The organism is Nonomuraea sp. SBT364, from assembly GCF_001083785.1.
Lineage (GTDB): Bacteria > Actinomycetota > Actinomycetes > Streptosporangiales > Streptosporangiaceae > Nonomuraea.
Map to the genome: position 1 here is coordinate 48,951 of NZ_LAVL01000035.1, position 19,756 is coordinate 68,706.

General features: G+C 70.6%; 14 protein-coding genes and 1 tRNA gene. 6 read left to right on the plus strand and 9 right to left on the minus strand.

All coding sequences use genetic code 11. From position 1 onward, the window contains the following. Positions 1-20 precede the first annotated feature (20 nt). On the plus strand, positions 21-416 hold the full coding sequence (locus ADY59_RS18230; protein WP_049563653.1) for a hypothetical protein: 396 nt from the start codon (positions 21-23) through the stop codon (positions 414-416). A 58-nt stretch (positions 417-474) separates the two neighbouring features. Here the strand turns inward: ADY59_RS18230 and ADY59_RS18235 are convergent, their stop codons facing one another. Beyond that, positions 475-1,767, minus strand: a complete 1,293-nt coding sequence (locus tag ADY59_RS18235) for an ABC transporter substrate-binding protein (protein ID WP_049563654.1) — start codon at positions 1,765-1,767, stop codon at positions 475-477. Positions 1,768-2,284: 517 nt separating this feature from the next. Between ADY59_RS18235 and ADY59_RS18240 the strand changes: the two genes are divergently transcribed. Further along, positions 2,285-2,800: a hypothetical protein gene (locus tag ADY59_RS18240; protein WP_049563655.1), complete on the plus strand. Its 516-nt coding sequence runs from the start codon at positions 2,285-2,287 to the stop codon at positions 2,798-2,800. Here ADY59_RS18240 and ADY59_RS18245 read toward each other — a convergent pair. From ADY59_RS18245 to ADY59_RS18255, 3 genes are all read right to left on the minus strand, one after another. Then, positions 2,797-4,089, minus strand: a complete 1,293-nt coding sequence (locus ADY59_RS18245) for an ABC transporter substrate-binding protein (protein ID WP_049563656.1) — start codon at positions 4,087-4,089, stop codon at positions 2,797-2,799. The genes ADY59_RS18240 and ADY59_RS18245 overlap by 4 nt on opposite strands. Before the next feature lie 237 nt (positions 4,090-4,326). After that, a complete protein-coding gene (locus ADY59_RS18250) occupies positions 4,327-5,610 on the minus strand; it encodes an ABC transporter substrate-binding protein (protein WP_049563661.1) in 1,284 nt (427 codons plus the stop codon). Positions 5,611-5,756: 146 nt separating this feature from the next. After that, positions 5,757-6,344, minus strand: a complete 588-nt coding sequence (locus ADY59_RS18255; RefSeq protein WP_269433616.1) for an ANTAR domain-containing response regulator — start codon at positions 6,342-6,344, stop codon at positions 5,757-5,759. Between the two features lie 107 nt (positions 6,345-6,451). Here ADY59_RS18255 and ADY59_RS18260 point away from each other — a divergent pair. The 3 genes from ADY59_RS18260 to dapD all read left to right on the plus strand — a co-directional run bounded on the left by ADY59_RS18260 (position 6,452) and on the right by dapD (position 8,628). Continuing rightward, positions 6,452-6,526: transfer RNA gene (locus ADY59_RS18260), tRNA-Leu, on the plus strand. 642 nt (positions 6,527-7,168) lie between these two features. Continuing rightward, entirely contained in the window at positions 7,169-7,603 is a 435-nt protein-coding gene (locus ADY59_RS18265; protein WP_231618770.1) for a pyridoxamine 5'-phosphate oxidase family protein, read from the plus strand. Between the two features lie 62 nt (positions 7,604-7,665). Beyond that, complete coding sequence (gene dapD, locus ADY59_RS18270) at positions 7,666-8,628, plus strand: 2,3,4,5-tetrahydropyridine-2,6-dicarboxylate N-succinyltransferase (RefSeq protein WP_049563663.1); 963 nt, start codon at positions 7,666-7,668, stop codon at positions 8,626-8,628. An 81-nt stretch (positions 8,629-8,709) separates the two neighbouring features. Here the strand turns inward: dapD and pyk are convergent, their stop codons facing one another. The 5 genes from pyk to gltB form a co-directional block, all read right to left on the minus strand. Beyond that, positions 8,710-10,140, minus strand: a complete 1,431-nt coding sequence (gene pyk, locus ADY59_RS18275; RefSeq protein ID WP_049563665.1) for a pyruvate kinase — start codon at positions 10,138-10,140, stop codon at positions 8,710-8,712. 35 nt (positions 10,141-10,175) lie between these two features. Continuing rightward, positions 10,176-10,526: a DUF2784 domain-containing protein gene (locus tag ADY59_RS18280; protein WP_049563667.1), complete on the minus strand. Its 351-nt coding sequence runs from the start codon at positions 10,524-10,526 to the stop codon at positions 10,176-10,178. Further along, positions 10,523-12,166, minus strand: a complete 1,644-nt coding sequence (locus ADY59_RS18285; protein WP_049563669.1) for a S8 family peptidase — start codon at positions 12,164-12,166, stop codon at positions 10,523-10,525. The genes ADY59_RS18280 and ADY59_RS18285 overlap by 4 nt, the downstream gene beginning before the upstream one ends. Positions 12,167-12,295: 129 nt before the next feature. Further along, complete coding sequence (locus tag ADY59_RS18290) at positions 12,296-13,774, minus strand: glutamate synthase subunit beta (RefSeq protein WP_049563671.1); 1,479 nt, start codon at positions 13,772-13,774, stop codon at positions 12,296-12,298. 13 nt (positions 13,775-13,787) lie between these two features. Further along, on the minus strand, positions 13,788-18,293 hold the full coding sequence (gene gltB / locus ADY59_RS18295; protein WP_082310193.1) for a glutamate synthase large subunit: 4,506 nt from the start codon (positions 18,291-18,293) through the stop codon (positions 13,788-13,790). A gap of 271 nt (positions 18,294-18,564) precedes the next feature. Here gltB and ADY59_RS18300 point away from each other — a divergent pair. After that, positions 18,565-19,756 (plus strand): bis-aminopropyl spermidine synthase family protein (locus ADY59_RS18300; protein WP_049563673.1); only part of this gene is annotated, 1,192 nt, incomplete at its 3' end.

Genomic DNA, 19,756 nt, shown 5'->3' on the forward strand with positions numbered 1-19,756 from the left:
TTTTGTCTTCAATGGGTGCTGTGAAACGTCTCGCGGCTTCGGCACTCCTCTTCCTCCTGATCGCCGCCTGCGGCTCCTCCCCCGCCCCCGGCACGTACAGCACCGGAGGCGACCCCGGCGACGACCCCTGCGCGCGCGTGGTCTCCGCCATCGGCTACGCGGGCCTGCTGCTCGAACCCGAGGGCCGCGAGGACGCCCAGGACTTCGAGGACGCCGTCATCGGCCGGCTGGCCGAGGTGCACGGCATCACCCGCCAGTTCGGCCCCCGCCTGCCGGACTCACTCGCTGCGGCGGTCCGTACGGTCGAGTCCACGACCGCGGATTTGTCGAAGGCGCAGGTGCCGCGCGAGCGGCAGGTGGCGTTGCTCAAGCGGTACCGCACGGCGGCCGGGCAGATCGAGGCCGGCTGCCGCTGAGCACGCCGAAGGGCCCGGTCTCAGGGGGGAAGACCGGGCCCTTCTCGTCGTGCGGGGATCAGCCCTCGATGTTGCCCGTGCGGTACTCCAGCGCCTTCACGGGGTACTTGTTGTCGTCGCCGTACTGGTAGATGCCGATGGTGGCGACGGCCGGGTCACCGGCGTCGTTGAACTCGACGGGACCGCTCACGCCGTCGTAGTCGATGTCCTTGCCCGCCTTCAGCAGCTCCGAGCAGGTCTTGAAGTTGGTGCACTTCTCGCCGCCCTTGCTGACCTCGGCCAGCTTGGCGGCGATGTCGGCGCCCACGTCGCTCTTGGCGACCTCGGCGGCCAGCGCGATCAGGTTCGCCGCGTCGTAGGACTCGGGGGCGTAGGTGAAGTCCTCGAGCTTGGGGTCGACGGCCATGAGGCTCTGCCGGAACTCGTCGGGAGCCGCGGCGCCGGGGTAGGTGCCCTTGACGCCCTTGAGCGTGCCCTTGGGCATCTTGACGTAGTTGGTGTTCGACATGTTGCCGTCGACCATGTACCACTTGACCTTGTCGGCCGGCATGCCCTGCTTGACCAGCTCGCCGATGACCTTCGAGGTCTCCTCGAAGCCGATCAGCACGACCGCCTGCGGGTTCTTGGCCTTGATCTTGGCCACGTCGGCGGAGAAGTCGGCCGCCTTCGGGTCGTAGTCGACCCGCTCGACGACCTCGCCGCCGCCGTCCTGGACGGTCTTGGCCACCTGGTCGGCCAGGCCGGTGCCGTAGGAGTCCTGCATGGCCATGATGCCGATCGAGGCGTTGCCGTCGGCGACGATCAGGTCACCCAGCACACGGCCCTGCAACTGGTCCGGCGGGGCGGTGCGGAAGTACAGGCCCTTGTCCTCGATCGTGGTGAACTTGTCGGAGGTGTTGGCCGGGGAGAAGTGGACCACTCCGGCGCCCGTGATCTTGTCGATGACCGACTCCGACACCGACGAGGACGCGGCGCCGATGATGGCGTCGGCGTTCTGGGTCAGCAGCTTGTCGACCGACTGCGAGGCGATGTTCGTGGTGGTGTCGCCGGAGTCGGTGTGAATCTTGGCCACCGGCTTGCCGAGCACGCCACCGGCCTCGTTGATCTCCTTGACCGCCAGGTCGACACCCGCGAACTCGGGCGGGCCGAGGAAGGCGAGCGATCCGGTCTGCGGCAGCAGCGAACCGAGGGTAAGCGTGCCGTCGCCCTTCGCCGCGGGGGCCGCGGAGGATGGGGCGGCCGAGGGGGACTCAGGCGTGGCGGTGTTGCTGCCGCCACCGCAAGCTGTCAGGGCGAGGCTGGTGGCAGCCGCGACAGCCAGCACCCGTCCCACGGGAGCAATGCGGATCATGAAGTAATCTCCTTCATTTCCAGGCCGGGATCCGTCAGCACCGCCGAGCGTTCCCGATCGAATGACGGAAACGTACAAAATGCCTGGACATCCAGGCCAGATGCGCAGGTGAACTGTCGGCACTTGGATGCGGAGTCGTAATCAGTCCTCAACTTACGGCGGGGACCCGGGTGTGCCTAATGTGCTGGGTGTGAAGCGCATATGGGCCATCGGCATGCTGTGCGTCCTCGCCGCCGGGTGCAGCTCCGCTCCACCTGCCGCGCCGTCTGCCGAGCCGCCGGCGGGCGTGTCGGTCACGCTGGGACAATGGCGTTCGGACGAGGCGGCGCACCGGTTGCAGGTAGCCGTCCGGAATACGAGCGATACACCGGTGTATTTCGCCGATCTTCAGCTCGTGACACCGTCACTCACTACCGTTCCCGTCCAAAAGGCTGATTCGACCATCAAACGGACGGCAAGGACAGATCTTCCCATTCCTTACGGAAAGGCCGTCTGTCCGTCGCAGGGGCTGCCCGAGGTGCGGCCCGCCACCGTCGTCGCCCACGTCCGCGCCGGATCCGAGCAGCGGCTGCGCCGCGTCGTCTTCCCGGTGCCCCATCCCGACCCGGTGCTGGCCAGGCTGGTGCGCGACGAGTGCTCGGAACACCTCATCAGGCAGGCCGCCGAGCTCGCCTTCGGCCCGACGTGGGAGCAGCACGGCGACGCCATGCGCACCACGCTCATCCTGACCCGCCGCGGCCCCGGCGCCGTCACCGTGCACTCCATCGGCGGCACCACGCACTACCTCGTCACCGGCGGGGAGACCCTGCGGGCGGAGCTGGACGCCTCGGCGCAGCGGGCCGAGGTGCCCGTCGAGATCACCCCCGCCCGCTGCGACGCGCACGCGTTCGCCGAGGCCAAGAAGGCGTTCATGTTCCCCGCCCGCGCCAGCGTCGACGGGGGCGAGGAACGCGTCGTCATCCTCACACCGCCCGAGCAGGTGCAGAAGCGCCTCATCCGCTACGCGGCCGACGTCTGCGACCTGGGCGGCTAGCCGGCGATGTTGCCGGTGCGGTACTCCAGGGCCTTGGCGGCGTACTTGTTGTCGCCGCCGTACTGGTAGACGCCGATCGTGGCGACCGCCGGGTCACCGGCGTCGTCGAACTCGATCGGGCCGCTGACACCGTCGAAGTCGATGTCCTTGCCCGCCTTCAGCAGCTCGGCGCAGGTCTTGAAGTCCTTGCACTTCTCGCCGCCCTTGCTGACCTCGGCCAGCTTGCCCGCGATGGACCTGCCGCTGTCGTCCTTGGCCGCCTCGGCGGCCAGCGCGATGAGGATGGCCGCGTCGTACGACTCCGCCGCGTAGGTGAAGTCGTCCAGCTCGGGGTCGAGCTTCATGAGCTTGTCACGGAAGGCCGTCGGCGCCTCGGCGCCCGGGATCGTGCCCTTCACGCCCTCCAGCGTGCCCTTGGGCATGTCCAGGTAGTTGGCGTTCGACATGTTGCCGTCGACCAGGTACCACTTGACCTTGTCCGCCGACAGGCCCTGCTTGACCAGCTCCTGGATGACCTTGGCGCCCTCCTCGAAGCCGATCAGCACGATCGCCTTCGGGCTCTTCGCCTTGATCTTGGCCACGTCCGCGGAGAAGTCGGCCGCCTTCGGGTCGTAGTCGACCCGCTCGACCACCTGCGCGCCCGCCGCCTCGGCCGTCGTCGTCACCTGGTCGGCCAGGCCGGAGCCGTAGGAGTCCTGCATCGCCAGGATGCCGATGGAGTCGTTGCCGTCGGCCACGATCAGGTCGGCCAGCACGCGGCCCTGCAGCTTGTCCGGCGGGGCCGTGCGGAAGTAGAGACCGTCGTCCTTGATCGTGGTGAACTTGTCGGACGTGTTCGCCGGGGAGAACTGCACCAGCCCGGCCCCGGTGATCTTGTCGACGACCGACTCCGACACCGACGAGGACGCCGCGCCGATGATCGCGTCCGCCTTCTGCGAGATCAGCTTGTCCACCGACTGGGCGGCGATGTTCGTGGTCGTGTCGCCGGAGTCGGTGTGGATCTTGGCCACCGGCTTGCCGAGCACGCCACCGGCCTCGTTGATCTCCTTGACCGCCTGGTCGACGCCGGCGAACTCGGGCGGGCCCAGGAACGCCAGCGACCCCGTCTGCGGCAGCAGCGTGCCCAGCGTCAGCGTGCCGTCGCCCTTGGCCGCGGGGGCCGCGGAGGAGGCCGCCGAGGACGGGCTCTCCTGCGCGGCCGTGTCGCCGCCACCCCCACAGGCCGTCAGCGCCAGGCTCGCGGCGGCCGCGACAGCCAGCATGCGCCCGGCCGGAGCAATGCGGATCATCAAGAAACTCCCCTTGTCCCAGCGGAGGAACTCTCCCTCCGCTGCGTTTTCCGAGTTCAGCATGCCGGTGAACGACGGAAAAAGGGGGTTGTTACGCAGCTTTTATGCTGATTCGTGATGTCCGAAACACCCGCCCCGAGCACGGGCGTTTCGGCCACCACCAGCCGGCCCCTTCGATTGCCGGCTCAGCCGGTCCTTCCCGATTGCCGGCTCAGCCGGCCCTTCCCGATTGCCGGCTCAGCCGGCGATGTTCCCCTTGCGGTATTCGGTCGCCTTGGCCGCGTTGAACTTGTTGTCCGGCCCGTACTGGTAGACGCCGATGGTCGCCACCGAAGGATCACCCGCGTCCGTGAAGTCGACCGGGCCGCTCACGCCGTCGTAGTCGATGTCCTTGCCCGCCGTGAGCAGGTCCGCGCAGCTCCGGAAGTCCTGGCACTTCTCGCCGCCCTTGCTGACCTCGGCCAGCTTCGCCGCCGCCGGCCGCCCCGCGTCGTCCCCCGCCGCCAGCGCCGCCAGCGCGATCAGCGTCGCCGCGTCGTACGACTCCGCCGCGTACGTGAACTCCGTCAGATCGGCGTCCACGGCCAGCAGCCGCTTCTGGAACTCCTCCGGAGCCGAGGCGCCCGGGATCGTGCCCTTGACCCCTTCCAGCGTCCCCCGGGGCGCTGTCAGGAAGTTCGAGTTCGACATGTTCCCGTCGACCATGTACCACTGGTGCCGATCGGCCGTCATCCCCTGCTTGACCAGCTCTTGCACCACCTTCGCCGTCTCCTGGAAGCCGATCAGCACGATCGCCTTCGGGGCGGCGGCCTTGATCTTGGCCACGTCCGCGGAGAAGTCCGCCGCCTTCGGGTCGTAGTCCACCCGTTCCACCACCTGGCCGCCCGCCTCCTCGGCGGTCCTGGTGAACTGGTCGGCCAGGCCGGAGCCGTAGGAGTCCTGCATCGCCAGGATGCCCACGGTGGCGTGCCCGTCGGACACCACCAGGTCGGCGAGCACCCGCCCCTGCAGCTTGTCCGGCGGGGCCGTGCGGAAGTACAGGCCGTCATCCTTGATCGTGGTGAACTTGTCGGAGGTGTTCGCCGGCGAGAACTGGATGACCCCGGCGCGGGTGATCTTGTCGATGATCGATTCCGACACCGACGACGACGCCGCCCCGATGATCGCGTCCACCTTCTGCGACAGGAGCTGGTCCACCGACTGCGAGGCGATGTTCGTCGTCGTGTCACCCGAGTCGGTGTGAATCCTCTCCACCGGCTTGCCCAGCACGCCGCCGGCCTCGTTGATCTCCTTGATCGCCAGGTCGACCCCGGCGAACTCCGGCGGGCCCAGATAGGCCAGGGTGCCCGTCTGCGGCAGCACCGTGCCGATCGACAGCGTCCCGTCCCCCTGGCGCCCCTGGGCCGAGGCCGAGCTCTGTCCGGCGGCGCCGGGCTCGGCGGTCGTGCCGCCGCCGCCGCAGGCCGCCAGCGCCAGGCACGCCGCGGTGACGACGACCGGCGTGCGAAAGATGCGGATCATCGCAAGCGTCTCCGTTCGTGATGAGGGAGCTTTTCGTCCGCCCATCAGAAGTGCCGGGACGCCTCACGCGATAGCCGCCGAAGCCGGTTGGATGCCCTTCCGTGACCGCATCACAACCCATGCCACGAAATTTCCTGATATATGCCCTACTGCGAGCGCTCCGCCGCGTCGTCTATAACGATCTGGGCAACCTCACGCATGCTCAACCGGCGATCCATCGACGCCTTCTGGATCCACCGGAACGCCTGCGGCTCGGCCCAGCCGTGCTGGGCCATCAGCTGGCCCTTGGCCCGCTCGACCAGCTTGCGCGTCTCCAGCCGCTCCGACAGGCTCGACACCTCGGCGGCCAGCGCCACCATCTCCTCGTGCCGGCTCACCGCCATCTCGATCGCGGGCACCAGGTCCGCCTTCGTGAACGGCTTGACCAGGTAGGCCATCGCCCCCGCGTCCCTGGCCCGCTCGACCAGGTCACGCTGCGAGAACGCGGTGAGGATCAGGCACGGCGCGATCCGCTCCGCCACGATCCGCTCGGCCGCCGAGATGCCGTCGAGCACGGGCATCTTGACATCCAGGATCACCAGGTCCGGCCGCAGATCCGTGGCCAGGTGGATCGCCTGCTCCCCGTCACCGGCCTCCCCCACGACGACGTAGCCGTCTTCCTGGAGCATCTCCTTGAGATCGAGGCGGATCAGCGCCTCGTCTTCCGCGATCACCACTCGCCGCTGCGTACTCACGAGCAGAAGAGTACCGATGTCCGGTACATTAGAGCCACGTAGGCGCCATCGTTGATCACTTCAGCGGCAGGCCCACGACCGCGAGGTCCTGACATTTACGGATTTCGGCCCCGGTACCCCAATTGGCAGTAGGGAGCGGATTCAAAACCCGTTCAGTGTGGGTTCGAGTCCCACCCGGGGCACACCCCGACCGCCCGGCCCCCAACCGGGCGGTTTCTCATTTACCGCCTGCGCCATCCCCGGACGGCGCCCCATCCCCGTCCTCCGGCCTCACCACCTCGCTGGCGACGGGCCTTCCCCGGAGGGCGGACCGACGCGTGCATGCGAACCACCGCCCGACGTGAGCGCGCCGAGAGCCCACCCACGCGAGAGCGCGAGGCGCCCGCGGAAAACGTGGAAGCAGGGCAGCGCGAAGCCCCGCGCTCGAAGCCCCCACGCGGGAAGCGCGGAAGCAAGCGGTGGGAGCGAACGCCCCGCGCGTATGAGAGCACAGGAGCGCGAACGCCCCGCATGTGAGAGCGCGCAGCGCCGACGCCGCGCCCGACGCGGAAGCGGGAACGCCCTCGCCGCCCCGGCTGGGCCCCAGCCCGCGCCGCCGCCCAAGAGCGGCCGGGAGGGGTACGCGGGCGGCCCGGGAAGAGTTGAGCCTGTGCCGGCGGCAGCGGAAAGGGCCGGGGCGGGGCGCACGGGTGAGGCCTCGGCCGGGTCTGCTGCCGGGCAGGGTGCGGCAAAGACTGCGCAGGCCCCGCCGGATATGGGACGTTTTACGGGGGACGGCGGGGAATACCAAGGTTGATCTTGGGTGATGTACAGGGTGACGGTCCGTGGAGGTGGGTCTGGTGGGATTGAGCGAGCAGGAGCGGGAGAAGTTCCTGGCCGAGTCGCACATCGCGGGGGTGGCCGTGGACGCCGGCCCCGGGCGGGCGCCGCTGAACGTGCCGGTCTGGTACGACTACGAGCCGGGCGGGGCGGTGGAGTTCCTGACCGGGGCGGATTCGGTCAAGGCGCGGCTGATCGGGAAGGCGGGCCGGTTCACGTTGCTGGTGCAGCGGACGAGCCCGACCTACAGGTACGTGTCGGTGGAGGGGCCGGTCGTGGGCCAGGGACCGACGACGCTGGCGCAGCTGACCCGGATCGCGGCCCGCTACCTGCCGCCGGAGGCGGTGGCCGGGTACGTGGAGGGCTCGGACCTGAACGCGCTGGTGACGTTCCGGATGAGCCCGGAGCGGTGGCTGTCGGCGGACCTCGGCGTGCTCTGAAAGGCACGCGACGCGGTGCGGGCTGAGCTGGGCGTGGAGCGGATCGCGGTATTTTGTGGCACGTGACTGCTATCGATCCCACCGTTACCGGCGCGTACGGCGTCGGACTGGCCACCGTCGCCGCTGACGGCACCGTACTCGACACCTGGTTCCCCGCTCCGGAGCTGGGCGAGCCGCCCGTCACGGGCACCGAGCGGCTGCCCGCCGGGGAGGCGGGCGAGCTGGCCTCGCTCATCGGTCCCGACGAGGCGCGCGGGGTCGAGGTGGTGGCGGTGCGCACCGGCATCGCCAAGCTCTCCGAGCCGCCCGCCGACGCGCACGACGCCTACCTGCGGCTGCACCTGCTGTCGCACCGGCTGGTGCGGCCGCACGGGCTGAGCCTGGACGGGGTGTTCGGCAAGCTCGCCAACGTGGTGTGGACGAACTTCGGGCCGTGCGCCGTCGAGGGGTTCGAGTCGGCGCGGCTGCGGCTGCGGGCGCGGGGCGTGGTGACGGTCTACGGGGTGGACAAGTTCCCGCGGATGGTCGACTACGTGATGCCCGCCGGGGTGCGGATCGCCGACGCCGACCGGGTGCGCCTGGGCGCGCATCTGGCGAGCGGCACGACGGTCATGCACGAGGGGTTCGTGAACTTCAACGCCGGCACCCTCGGCACCGCCATGGTGGAGGGCCGGATCTCGGCCGGTGTGGTCGTCGGCCCGGACTCCGACGTCGGCGGCGGCGCGTCGATCATGGGCACGCTGTCGGGCGGCGGCAAGCAGGTCATCTCGGTCGGCGAGCGCTGCCTGGTGGGCGCGAACGCGGGCCTCGGCATCTCGCTGGGTGACGACTGCGTGGTGGAGGCGGGCCTGTACGTGACGGCGGGCACCCGGGTGACGCTGCCCGACGGGAGCGTCGTCAAGGCCAAGGAGCTGTCGGGCGCGGACGGCGTCCTGCTGCGCCGCAACTCGCAGTCGGGCGCGGTGGAGGCGATCCCGCGCAAGGGCGGCGGCGTGGAGCTGAACGCGGCCCTGCACGCGAACTGAGACGGAACTCGGACAGCGCGAAGAAGGCGGAGAAGGCGGAAAGGGCCGGTCGGCTCTTTCCGCCTTCGGATCGTTCCGGCGTCAGTTGGTGTGCGACACCGCGGAGCCGATGGTGTGCACGCGCAGGGCGTTGGTGGAGCCGGGGGTGCCGGGAGGCGAGCCGGCCACGATGACGACCTTGTCGCCCTTCTCCAGGCGGCCCAGCGACAGCAGCGACGCCTCGACCTGGCGGACCATGTCGTCGGTGTGGTGCACGAACGGCACCTGGAACGTCTCCACGCCCCACGTGAGCGAGAGCTGGCCGCGCACGTGGGCGGCGGAGGTGAAGGCCAGCAGCGGGATCGGGGAGCGGTAGCGGGCCAGGCGGCGCGCGGTCTCGCCGGACATGGTGAACGCCACCAGCGCCTTGGCGCCGACGATCGCGCCCACCTCGGCGGCGGCGCGGGCGATGGCCCCGCCGGTGGTCTCCGGCATGCGCTCCAGGGTGTGGGTGGCGTGCAGCGAGGACTTCTCGGCGGCGCAGGCGATGCGGTCCATGGTGGAGACCGCCTCGATCGGGTAGTTGCCGACCGAGGTCTCGCCCGAGAGCATGACGGCGTCGGCGCCGTCCATGACGGCGTAGGCGACGTCGGAGGCCTCGGCGCGGGTGGGCCGCGGCGAGCTCATCATCGAGTCGAGCATCTGGGTGGCGACGATGACCGGGCGGGCCTTCTCGCGGCACAGCTCGATGATGCGGCGCTGCACGATCGGGACCTGCTCCAGGGGCAGTTCGACGCCGAGGTCGCCGCGGGCGACCATGATGCCGTCGAAGGCCTCGACGATCTCGGGGAGGCGCTCGACGGCCTGCGGCTTCTCGATCTTGGCGAGCAGCGGGAGGCGGACGGCCTCCTGCTCCATGATGTTGCGCACCACATCGGCGTCGGACGGGCGGCGGACGAACGACAGGGCGATCATGTCGAAGCCGGTGCGCAGCGCCCAGCGCAGGTCGGCCTCGTCCTTGTCGGTGAGCGCGGGGGCGCTGACGTTGATGCCGGGGAGGTTGAGGCCCTTGTTGTCGGAGATCATGCCACCGATGACGACCCGGGTGATGACCCGCTCGCTCTCGACGCGGGTGGCCTCCAGGACGAGGCGGCCGTCGTCGACGAGGATGGTGTCGCCGGGGCGCACGTCGCCCGGCAGGCCCTTGTAGGTGGTCGACACCTGGTCACGGTCGCCGGGGACGTCCTCGGCGGTGATGGTGAAGACGTCGCCGAAGCCGAGGCGGACCGGGCCTTCCTCGAACGTGCCGACGCGGATCTTGGGGCCTTGCAGGTCGGCGAGCAGGCCTACACCGCGGCCGAGGTCGGCCGCCACCTCCCTGACCCGGTCGTAGACCTCTCTGTGCATGTCATGATTGCCATGGCTGAGGTTGAACCGTGCCACATCCATGCCGGCGGCGATGAGCTCGCGCAGGCGTTCGGGAGAGGATGTGGCGGGGCCTAGGGTGCAGACGATTTTCGCGCGACGAGTCACGAGTCCTACCTTAATTGGTACAGACCACTTGGCAGTCACTGACGACGGAGAACGTACCCGACGTAGGAGAACAAGACGGCAACGGCGACCAGCAGGCGTGCCAAGTTCGTGTATTCCTCCGGATAGATGACGCCCTCGATGTAGTGGTCGATGAAGCCGGCGGCCGGCAGCCCGTCGAGCCCGGCGTTGCGCCGCGCCCAGTCTTCGAGCAGCGTGAGCGGGCACTCGACGCCGGTGACGACCGACAGCAGGCCCCAGCCGGCGACGGCGAGGTGCACCCAGATCGTACGCCTCCAGCGCCAGGCGACGAACCCACCCACCGCCAGGTAGGCGAGGAACGTGAGGTGCACCACCAGCGCCGCGTCCGCGATGAGGCGATACATCATGGTTGGAAGGTAGCCGCCCCGTAGGCGTTGACGATGCCCCTGCCGTAGAACCCGTTGTGGTCGGCGCCGCCTTCGCACAGGTGGGTGGTGCTCTCGCCGTACACCTTGTAGACGTACGCGCGCGGCGTCGGGCAGGGCTGGTCCGTGGCGGTCTCGAAGAGGTAGCGCTCGACGGTGTCCGGGGCCAGCGTGACCCCGCCGGGGCCGGGCTTGCCGAAGCGGCTGATGAGGATGGCGGCGACGCCGGTGGCGTGCGGCGCGGCCATGGAGGTGCCGTCGAGATACTGGTAGTAGGAGCAGGGCCGCCGGGTGCAGTCGCGGACGACGTCGGTGCCGCGGGGCTTGCCGTCCCTGTCGATGCGGCCCTTGGCGCGCAGCACCTCCTCGGGCGCGGCGGCCAGGATGGAGCGGGTGGCCGAGGAGTCCTTGCCGTCGAGCGTGTCGCCGCCGGGGGCGGCCACGTCCGTCTGCTCGACGCCGTAGTCGCTGTAGATGGCCTTGCGGCCCGACGGGCCGAGGGCGGAGACGGAGATGACGCCGTCGGACTCGGCGGGCACGTTGAGGCAGGAGTTGTCGACCTTCCGCTGGCGTTCCTCGCCGCGCGGGTATCCGGGGCTGACCTTGTCGGCCGCGGGGCGGCCCAGGTCGGTGGAGCCGTTGCCGAGTGCGGAGATGAGCGTGACGCCCTTGCCGCGGGCGTAGTCGAGGGCGCGCTGCATGCCGGTGATGATGGCGCGCTGCTCCAGCCGCTCCTTCTCGCTGTCGGAGGGGTGGTCGCGGCAGTTGAACAGCCACGGGTCGACGTAGTAGCTCATGTTGACGACGTCGACGCCGATGTCGCCCGCGTAGGTGAGGGCGTCCAGGCTGGGCTTGAGGAAGAAGAAGCCGGAGTCCTGGCCGGCCCGGATGTTGACGAGCTGCACGCGCGGGGCGACGCCGATGACGCCGATGCCGTTGGCCGGGGAGGCGATGGTGCTGGCCACGTGGGTGCCGTGGCCGTCGTCGTCGCGGTCGACGGGGTCCTTGCAGCCGTCGGCCTCGCAGGGGCCGTCGAGCGTCTCGCCGTTCTCGTCCTCGGGCTTGTCGGTGACGAAGTTGCGGCTGAGCTCACGGTTGAAGTTGGCGGCGATGTCGGGGTGGCCGCCGTCGATGCCGGTGTCGATGACGCCGACGAGGACCTTGTCGCTGCCGGGCGCCTTGGCGTGGGCCCGGTCGGCGCCGATCATCATCATGTCCCACTGGCGCGGGGAGAGCGGGTCGCCGTCGCTGCTCTCGGTGAAGGCCGAGGCATCGGGGAACGCACCCGCCGCGGGCCCCGTCGCGGGACCGCGCACGGTGGCCGCCGACGGGGCGTGGCCGATCCGGCGGTCGGCCGACACCCCGGCCACGGCGGGGTCGGCCCCCACGGTCTCGGCGAACGATCTCCCCGCCGCCCGCGCGATCACGTACCCGAGCTTGGGCTCTTTCAGGACGGCGGTGCCGCCGGCCTCGCCGATGCGGGCGAGCGCGTCGGCCTGCCGCCCCTCGGCGTAGAAGACGAGGTACTCGGTGGCGGCTGTCCCGGCGGCCCCCTGGGGTGAGCAGGCGGCCAGTGCCGTCACCGTGGCGAGCGCCGCGAAGCCGGAGGCGATTCTTCGCATATTTCCTCCATCCCCCGCACTCCCCCAGAAACTGCATCTTCCCGACACCGACCGGGTGATGCAACTCGGCCCGAAGTCAGCGCGAAGCGCCCGCCCCTCTTCCTTGAGGGACGGGCGCTTCGGGACGTGCTAGACCAGCGGACGGGCCGTCGGCAGGATCGGGTAAGGCAGCGCCGTCTCGCCGGTCAGGTAGCGGTCGACGCCGCTGGCGGCGGCACGGCCCTCGGCGATGGCCCAGACGATCAGCGACTGCCCGCGCCCCATGTCGCCGGCCACGAACACGCCGTCGACCTTGGACATGTACGTCTTGTCGCGCGAGACGTTGCCTCGGGCGTCGTAGAAGCCGTCACCGGCCAGCTCGGCCAGGTCCTGGAGCAGGGCGCCCTTCTCCGGGCCGAGGAAGCCCATCGACAGGGTGACCAGCTCGGCGGGGATCTCCCGCTCGGTGCCCGGGATCGGCTTGAACCCGTTCTGCGGGCCCTCGACCTCGACCAGGCGCAGCGCGCGCACGTTGCCGTCGGCGTCGCCGGTGAACTCGGTCGTGGAGACCGCGTAGACGCGCTCACCGCCGCCGTCGGCCAGCTCCTCGTGCGCGCTCTCCATCTTGAACAGGATGGGGAACGTCGGCCACGGCTGGCTGCCGGGCCGCGACGCGGGCGGCTGGGGCATGATCTCCAGCTGGGTCACGGAGGCCGCGCCCTGCCGGATGGCGGTGCCGATGCAGTCGGCGCCGGTGTCGCCGCCGCCGATCACCACCACGTGCTTGCCCTCGGCCGAGACGGGCGGGACCGCGTAGTCGCCCTCCTGGACCTTGTTGGACAGCGGCAGGTACTCCATCGCCTGGTAGACGCCCTTGAGGTCGCGCCCCGCCACCGGCAGGTCGCGCCAGGCCGTGGCGCCTCCGGACAGCACCACCGCGTCGTACTGCTCGCGCAGCTCGGCGGCGGTGACGTCGACGCCGACGTCGACGCCGGTGCGGAACTCGGTGCCCTCGGCCCGCATCTGGGCCAGGCGCCGGTCGATGTGCCGCTTCTCCATCTTGAACTCGGGGATGCCGTAGCGCAGCAGCCCGCCGATGCGGTCGGCGCGCTCGTACACCACCACGTCGTGACCGGCGCGGGTGAGCTGCTGGGCGGCGGCCAGCCCGGCGGGGCCGGAGCCGACGACCGCGACCTTCTTGCCCGTCCTGACCGCCGGGGGCTGCGGGGTGACCCAGCCCTCGGCGAACGCGCGGTCGATGATCTCGACCTCGACCCGCTTGATCGCCACCGGGTCGGAGTTGATGCCCAGCACGCACGCCGCCTCGCACGGAGCCGGGCAGAGCCTGCCGGTGAACTCCGGGAAGTTGTTGGTGGCGTGCAGCCGCTCGATCGCCTCCTGGTAGTCGGTGCGGTGGACGAGGTCGTTCCACTCCGGGATGAGGTTGCCCAGCGGGCAGCCGTTGTGGCAGAACGGGATGCCGCAGTCCATGCAGCGGGCCGCCTGCTTGGTCAGCTTCTCCTGCGGGAAGTCCTGGTAGACCTCCTGCCAGTCGCCGATGCGGACGTCCACGGGGCGGCGCGCCGGCAGCTCGCGGTCGTGCGTGAGGAAACCCTTGGGGTCGGCCATGCGGTACGCCTCCTTAACCCTGGACCGCGGCCGCCATGACGGCCTCGTCGATGTCCCTGCCTTCGATGCGGGCGGCCTCGGCGGCCTCCATGACCCGCTTGTAGTCGGTCGGCATGATCTTGCCGAACCGGCCGAGCGCGGCGTCCCAGTCGGCCAGCAGTTGCTTGGCCACCGGGGAGCCGGTCTCGGCGAAGTGCTGCTCCACGGTCTCCTTGAGGAAGTCCGCGTCCTGGCCGGTGAGCGGCTCGATGGCGACCATCTCGCGGTTGACCCGATCCGGCTGGAGGTCGAGCAGGTAGGCGACGCCGCCGGACATGCCCGCCGCGAAGTTGCGGCCGGTGGGGCCGAGGACGACCGTCCGGCCGCCGGTCATGTACTCGCAGCCGTGGTCGCCGACGCCCTCGACGACAGCGGTCGCGCCCGAGTTGCGGACGCAGAACCGCTCGCCGACGACGCCCCGGATGAACACCTCGCCGGACGTGGCCCCGTACAGGGCGACGTTGCCCGCGATGATGTGGCCGTCCAGCGGGGCCGCGTCGTGCGGCCGCAGCGTGATCCGCCCGCCCGACAGGCCCTTGCCGAGGTAGTCGTTGGCGTCGCCGGTGAGCCGCAGCGTGATGCCGCGCGGCACGAACGCGCCGAAGGAGTTGCCCGCCGAACCGGTGAAGGAGATGTCGATCGTGTTGTCGGGCAGGCCGGCGCCGCCGTGACGCTTGGTGACCTGGTAGCCGAGCATGGTGCCGACGGTCCGGTTCACGTTGCGGATGGGCAGTTCCAGCGTGACCGGCGTGCCGTCCTCCAGCGCGCCCTCGGCGAGCTGGATGAGCGTGTTGTCCAGCGCGTGCCGCAGCCCGTGGTCCTGCTCGGCGGTGCGCCGCAGCGGGGTGCCCTGGGGCAGCTCCGGGCGGTGCAGGATCGGCGACAGGTCCAGGCCGCCGGCCTTCCAGTGGTTCTCGGCCGCGCTCACGTCGAGCATCTCGACGTGCCCGATGGCCTCGTCCAGCGAGCGGAAGCCCAGCTCGGCCAGGTATTCGCGGATCTCCTCGGCGATGAACTCGAAGAAGTTGACCACGAACTCCGGCTTGCCGGCGAAGCGCTTGCGCAGCTCCGGGTTCTGCGTGGCGACGCCGACCGGGCAGGTGTCGAGGTGGCACACCCGCATCATCACGCAGCCGGACACGACCAGCGGCGCGGTGGCGAAGCCGTACTCCTCGGCGCCCAGCAGCGCCGCGATGACCACGTCGCGGCCGGTCTTGAGCTGGCCGTCGACCTGCACGACGATGCGGTCGCGCAGGTTGTTGAGCAGCAGCGTCTGCTGGGTCTCGGCCAGGCCGAGCTCCCACGGCGCGCCGGCGTGCTTGAGGCTCGTCAGCGGGGAGGCGCCGGTGCCGCCGTCGTGGCCGGAGATGAGCACCACGTCGGCGTGCGCCTTGGACACGCCCGCCGCGACCGTGCCGACCCCGACCTCGGCCACGAGCTTGACGTGCACGCGGGCGGCCGGGTTGGAGTTCTTCAGGTCGTGGATGAGCTGGGCGAGGTCCTCGATCGAGTAGATGTCGTGGTGCGGCGGCGGCGAGATGAGGCCGACGCCGGGCGTGGAGTGCCGGGTCTTGGCGATCCACGGGTAGACCTTGTGGCCCGGAAGCTGGCCGCCCTCGCCGGGCTTGGCGCCCTGGGCCATCTTGATCTGCAGGTCCGCCGCGTTGACCAGGTACTCGGACGTCACGCCGAACCGGCCGGAGGCCACCTGCTTGATCGCCGACCTGCGGGTGGCGTCGTAGAGCCGCTCGGGGTCCTCGCCGCCCTCGCCGGTGTTGGACTTGCCGCCCAGCCGGTTCATCGCGATGGCGAGCGTCTCGTGCGCCTCCATCGAGATCGAGCCGTACGACATCGCGCCCGTGGAGAAGCGCTTGACGATCTCCGAGACCGGCTCGACCTCGTCGATCGGGATCGGGTCGCCCTTGCGCAGCTTGAACAGGCCGCGCAGCGTCATCAGCCGCTCGGCCTGGGAGTCCACCATTCCGGTGTACTCCTTGAAGATCTCGTAGCGCCGGGTGCGGGTGGCGTGCTGGAGCTTGAAGACCGTCTCCGGGTTGAACAGGTGCGGCTCACCCTCGCGCCGCCACTGGTACTCGCCGCCGACCCGCAGCCTGCGGTGCGCGTTGGCGGCCCTCGGGTAGGCGTGCCGGTGCCGCTCGGCCGTCTCGCGGGCCAGCACGTCGAAGCCGACGCCGCCCAGCCGCGAGGTGGTGCCGGTGAAGCAGGCGTCGATGACCTGCCGGCTGAGCCCGAGCGCCTCGAAGATCTGCGCGCCGGTGTAGGAGGCCACGGTGGACACGCCCATCTTGGACATGACCTTGATGACGCCCTTGCCGTACGCCTTGATCAGGTTGCGCACGGCCTTGTGCTTGTCGAGGGCCAGCACACCGGTGTCGACCAGGTCCTCGACGGTCTCGATCGCGAGATACGGGTTGACCGCGCCGGCGCCGTAGCCGATGAGCAGCGCCATGTGGTGGCACTCGCGGGCCTCGCCGGTCTCGATGACCAGGCCGATCTTGGTACGGGTCTTCTCCTGGATCAGGTGGTGGTGCACGGCGCCGGTCAGCAGCAGCGACGGGATCGGCGCCAGCGACTCCGACGAGCCGCGGTCCGACAGCACGATGATCCGGGCGCCGTCGGCGATGGCCTGCGACACCTCGGCCCTGATCTCCTCCAGCCGCGACAGCAGCGCCTGGCCGCCGCCCGCCACCTGGTAGAGGCCGGAGACCACATGCGGGTGGAAACCGGGCAGGTCGTGCTCGTCGTTGATGTGGATGATCTTGGCGAGCTCGTCGTTGTCGATCACCGGGTACGGCAGCACGAGCTGCCGGCAGGAGGTCGGGCCCGGGTCGAGCAGATTGCCCTCGGGGCCGAGCACGCTGGCCAGGCTGGTGACCAGCTCCTCCCGGATGGCGTCCAGCGGCGGGTTGGTGACCTGCGCGAACAGCTGGGTGAAGTAGTCGAACAGCAGCCTGGGCTTCTCGCTCAGCACCGCGACGGGCGTGTCGGTGCCCATCGAGCCGATCGGCTCGATGCCGGTGCGGGCCATCGGCGACAGGATGATCCGCAGCTCCTCCTCGGTGTAGCCGAAGGTCTGCTGCCTCCTGACGAGCGCCTCGTGGGTGGGCATCTCCCGCTGCCGCGCGGGCAATTCCTCGAAGCGGACCAGGCCGGCGTGCAGCCAGTCGGCGTACGGCAGCGCGGCCGCGAGCTCGGCCTTGATCTCGTCGTCTTCGATGATCTTGCCGCGAGCGGTGTCGATGAGGAACATCCGGCCCGGCTGCAGGCGGCCCTTGCGGACCACGTCCTCGGGCGCGAAGTCCAGCACGCCCGCCTCGGATGCGAGCACGACCAGGCCGTCGGCGGTCACCCAGAACCGGCCGGGACGCAGGCCGTTGCGGTCGAGCACGGCGCCGGCCAGCGTGCCGTCGGTGAACGTGATCGACGCCGGGCCGTCCCACGCCTCCATCATCGAGGAGTGGAACTCGTAGAAGGCCCGGCGCGCCGGGTCCATCCCGGTGTGGTTCTCCCACGCCTCCGGGATCATCATGAGCACCGCGTGCGGCAGGCTGCGGCCGCCGATGTGCAGCAGCTCCAGCACCTCGTCGAAGGAGGCGGTGTCGCTGGCGTCGGGGTCGCAGATGGGGAAGAGCCGCTGCAGGTCCCCGGGGATGAGCCCGGACTCCAGCATGGCCTCGCGGGCGCGCATCCAGTTGCGGTTGCCCCGGACCGTGTTGATCTCGCCGTTGTGCGCGATGTAGCGGTAGGGGTGGGCCAGCGGCCAGCTCGGGAACGTGTTGGTCGAGAAGCGCGAGTGCACCAGCGCGATCGCGGTGGCGTAGCGCTCGTCGGACAGGTCGGGGAAGAACGGCTCGACCTGGTCGGGCGTGAGCATCCCCTTGTAGACGACCGTGCGGGCCGACAGCGACGGGAAGTACACGTCGACCTCGTGCTCGGCCCGCTTGCGCAGGCAGAACGCGAGCCGGTCCAGGTCGATCCCGGCCTCGCCGCCGGGGGCGGCCACGAAGAGCTGGCCGAAGTGCGGCATGACGGCCCGGGCGCTCGGCCCCGGCAGCCCGCGGTCGACCGGCACCTCGCGCCAGCCGAGCACGGTCAGGCCCTCCTCGGCCGCGATCTCCTCGATCATGCCGGTGGCGATCCGGCGCGCCTCGGGGTCGATCGGCAGGAAGGCGATGCCCGTGGCGTAGCGGCCGGCCTCGGGCAGCGCGAACGGCACGTCCGCGCGGTAGAACTCATCGGGGATCTGCGTCAGGATCCCGGCTCCGTCGCCGGTGTCCGGCTCGCTACCCTTGGCCCCCCGGTGATCGAGATTGCACAGTGCCGTCAGCGCCTTGACCACGATCCCGTGCCCACGGCGGCCGTGGACGTCGGCCACCATGGCGACACCGCAGGCGTCATGCTCGTTGGCGGGGTGGTAGAGGCCCTGGGGCTCGGGGAACCCGAGGTGGGCAGCAGGCATTGAATCCCTCCCGTCGTCTTCGTCTGTCTCGGACTGCTCCACAGGCGGGGACGACGTTGGCCCTGCTGCATATCGTGGATAGAGGTTACAACACGCTGCCCGAATGGTGCCCACCGCGTCCGCATTGCGAACCTTCATGACATCCCGGCATGCGGGCGGCGGTGTCCCAAACCCCGGAACAGCGAGGGCTTCGGGCCCCGCCGGGTTCCGGACGGGGGCCCGCCGGGTTTGTGTCGCCGGATACGGGGCAGCGATCGATAAGGTTGCCCGCATGGAACGTGACGGGGTGGAACGGCTGCTGGCCGAGGCGGGCGTCGACGGCAGGCGGCTCAGGCACGCGCTGGCGTCGCTCTGCGACGGCCGCTGGTGGACCCTCGCCACGCTGGTCAGGCACACCGCGACGTCGCGGCGGACGATCGAGTCACTGCTGCGGGTCGTCGACCTGGAGCGCTCGGGCGACCGCTTCCGGGTGTCAGAGCCGCACCGGCCCGCCTACCAGGACCTGCTGGCCGTCGCGCCGCCCCCCGAAGACCCGGTGGGCCACCTGGTGCCGCACTACGAGGCGGTGCTGGAGCGGCTGCGCGGCCTGGTCGACGGCGCGCCGCGCGCCCGCCACACGCTCGACCACGTCGCCGCCACCCCCGACACGATCCTGCGCCGCGCCCTGCTGCTCGGCGCCCGCTTCTGGCTGCCGGGGGCGCGCCTGCTCTGCGTCGGCGACCACGACCTGACCTCGCTCGCCGTCAAGCTCGTGCACCCCGAGACGGACGTCACGGTCGCCGACGTCGACGACCGCGTCCTGGCCTACATCGACGAACAGGACCTCGGGGTCCGCACCCGATGGGCCGACCTGCGCCTCACCCTGCCCGCCTCGGCGCGCGACCACGACCTGGCCATCACCGACCCGCCGTACACGCCGGAGGGCATCGGCCTGTTCGTCGCCCGCGCCGTCGAGGGCGTCAAGGACGACGGCCGGATCCTGCTGGCGTACGGGGCCAGCGAGCGGACACCGGCGCTGGCCCTGAAGGTGCAGAACGCGCTGTCGTCCCTCAACCTCGCCTACGAAGCCATCTACCCCGACTTCAACCGCTATTTCGGGGCGGAGGCCATCGGCTCCGCCGCCGACCTCTACCTGCTGCGCCCCACCAGCAAGACCCGGCCCGCCGCCGCGACCCGCCTCGACCGCACCGCCACCGCCATCTACACCCAGGGCCCCCAGGCCGTCGAGTCCGGACCGGCCGCCGACCTGCCCGCCCACCCGGCCGCCGACGCCGATCTCCTGGTCGGCGACTGGCCGGCGGCCCTGCCGCAGACCCGGGTCAAGCTCTCCACCTGGCTGGCCAAGCCGTACGCCGCCACCGTGGAGCGCGTGGCGATCGCCGTCCCGGCCGGGCTGGAGGCGGCGCTCCCCCGGCTCCTGCTGGCCACCCGGGCCGCCCACGTCGAGGTCCGCCTCGCCGTCC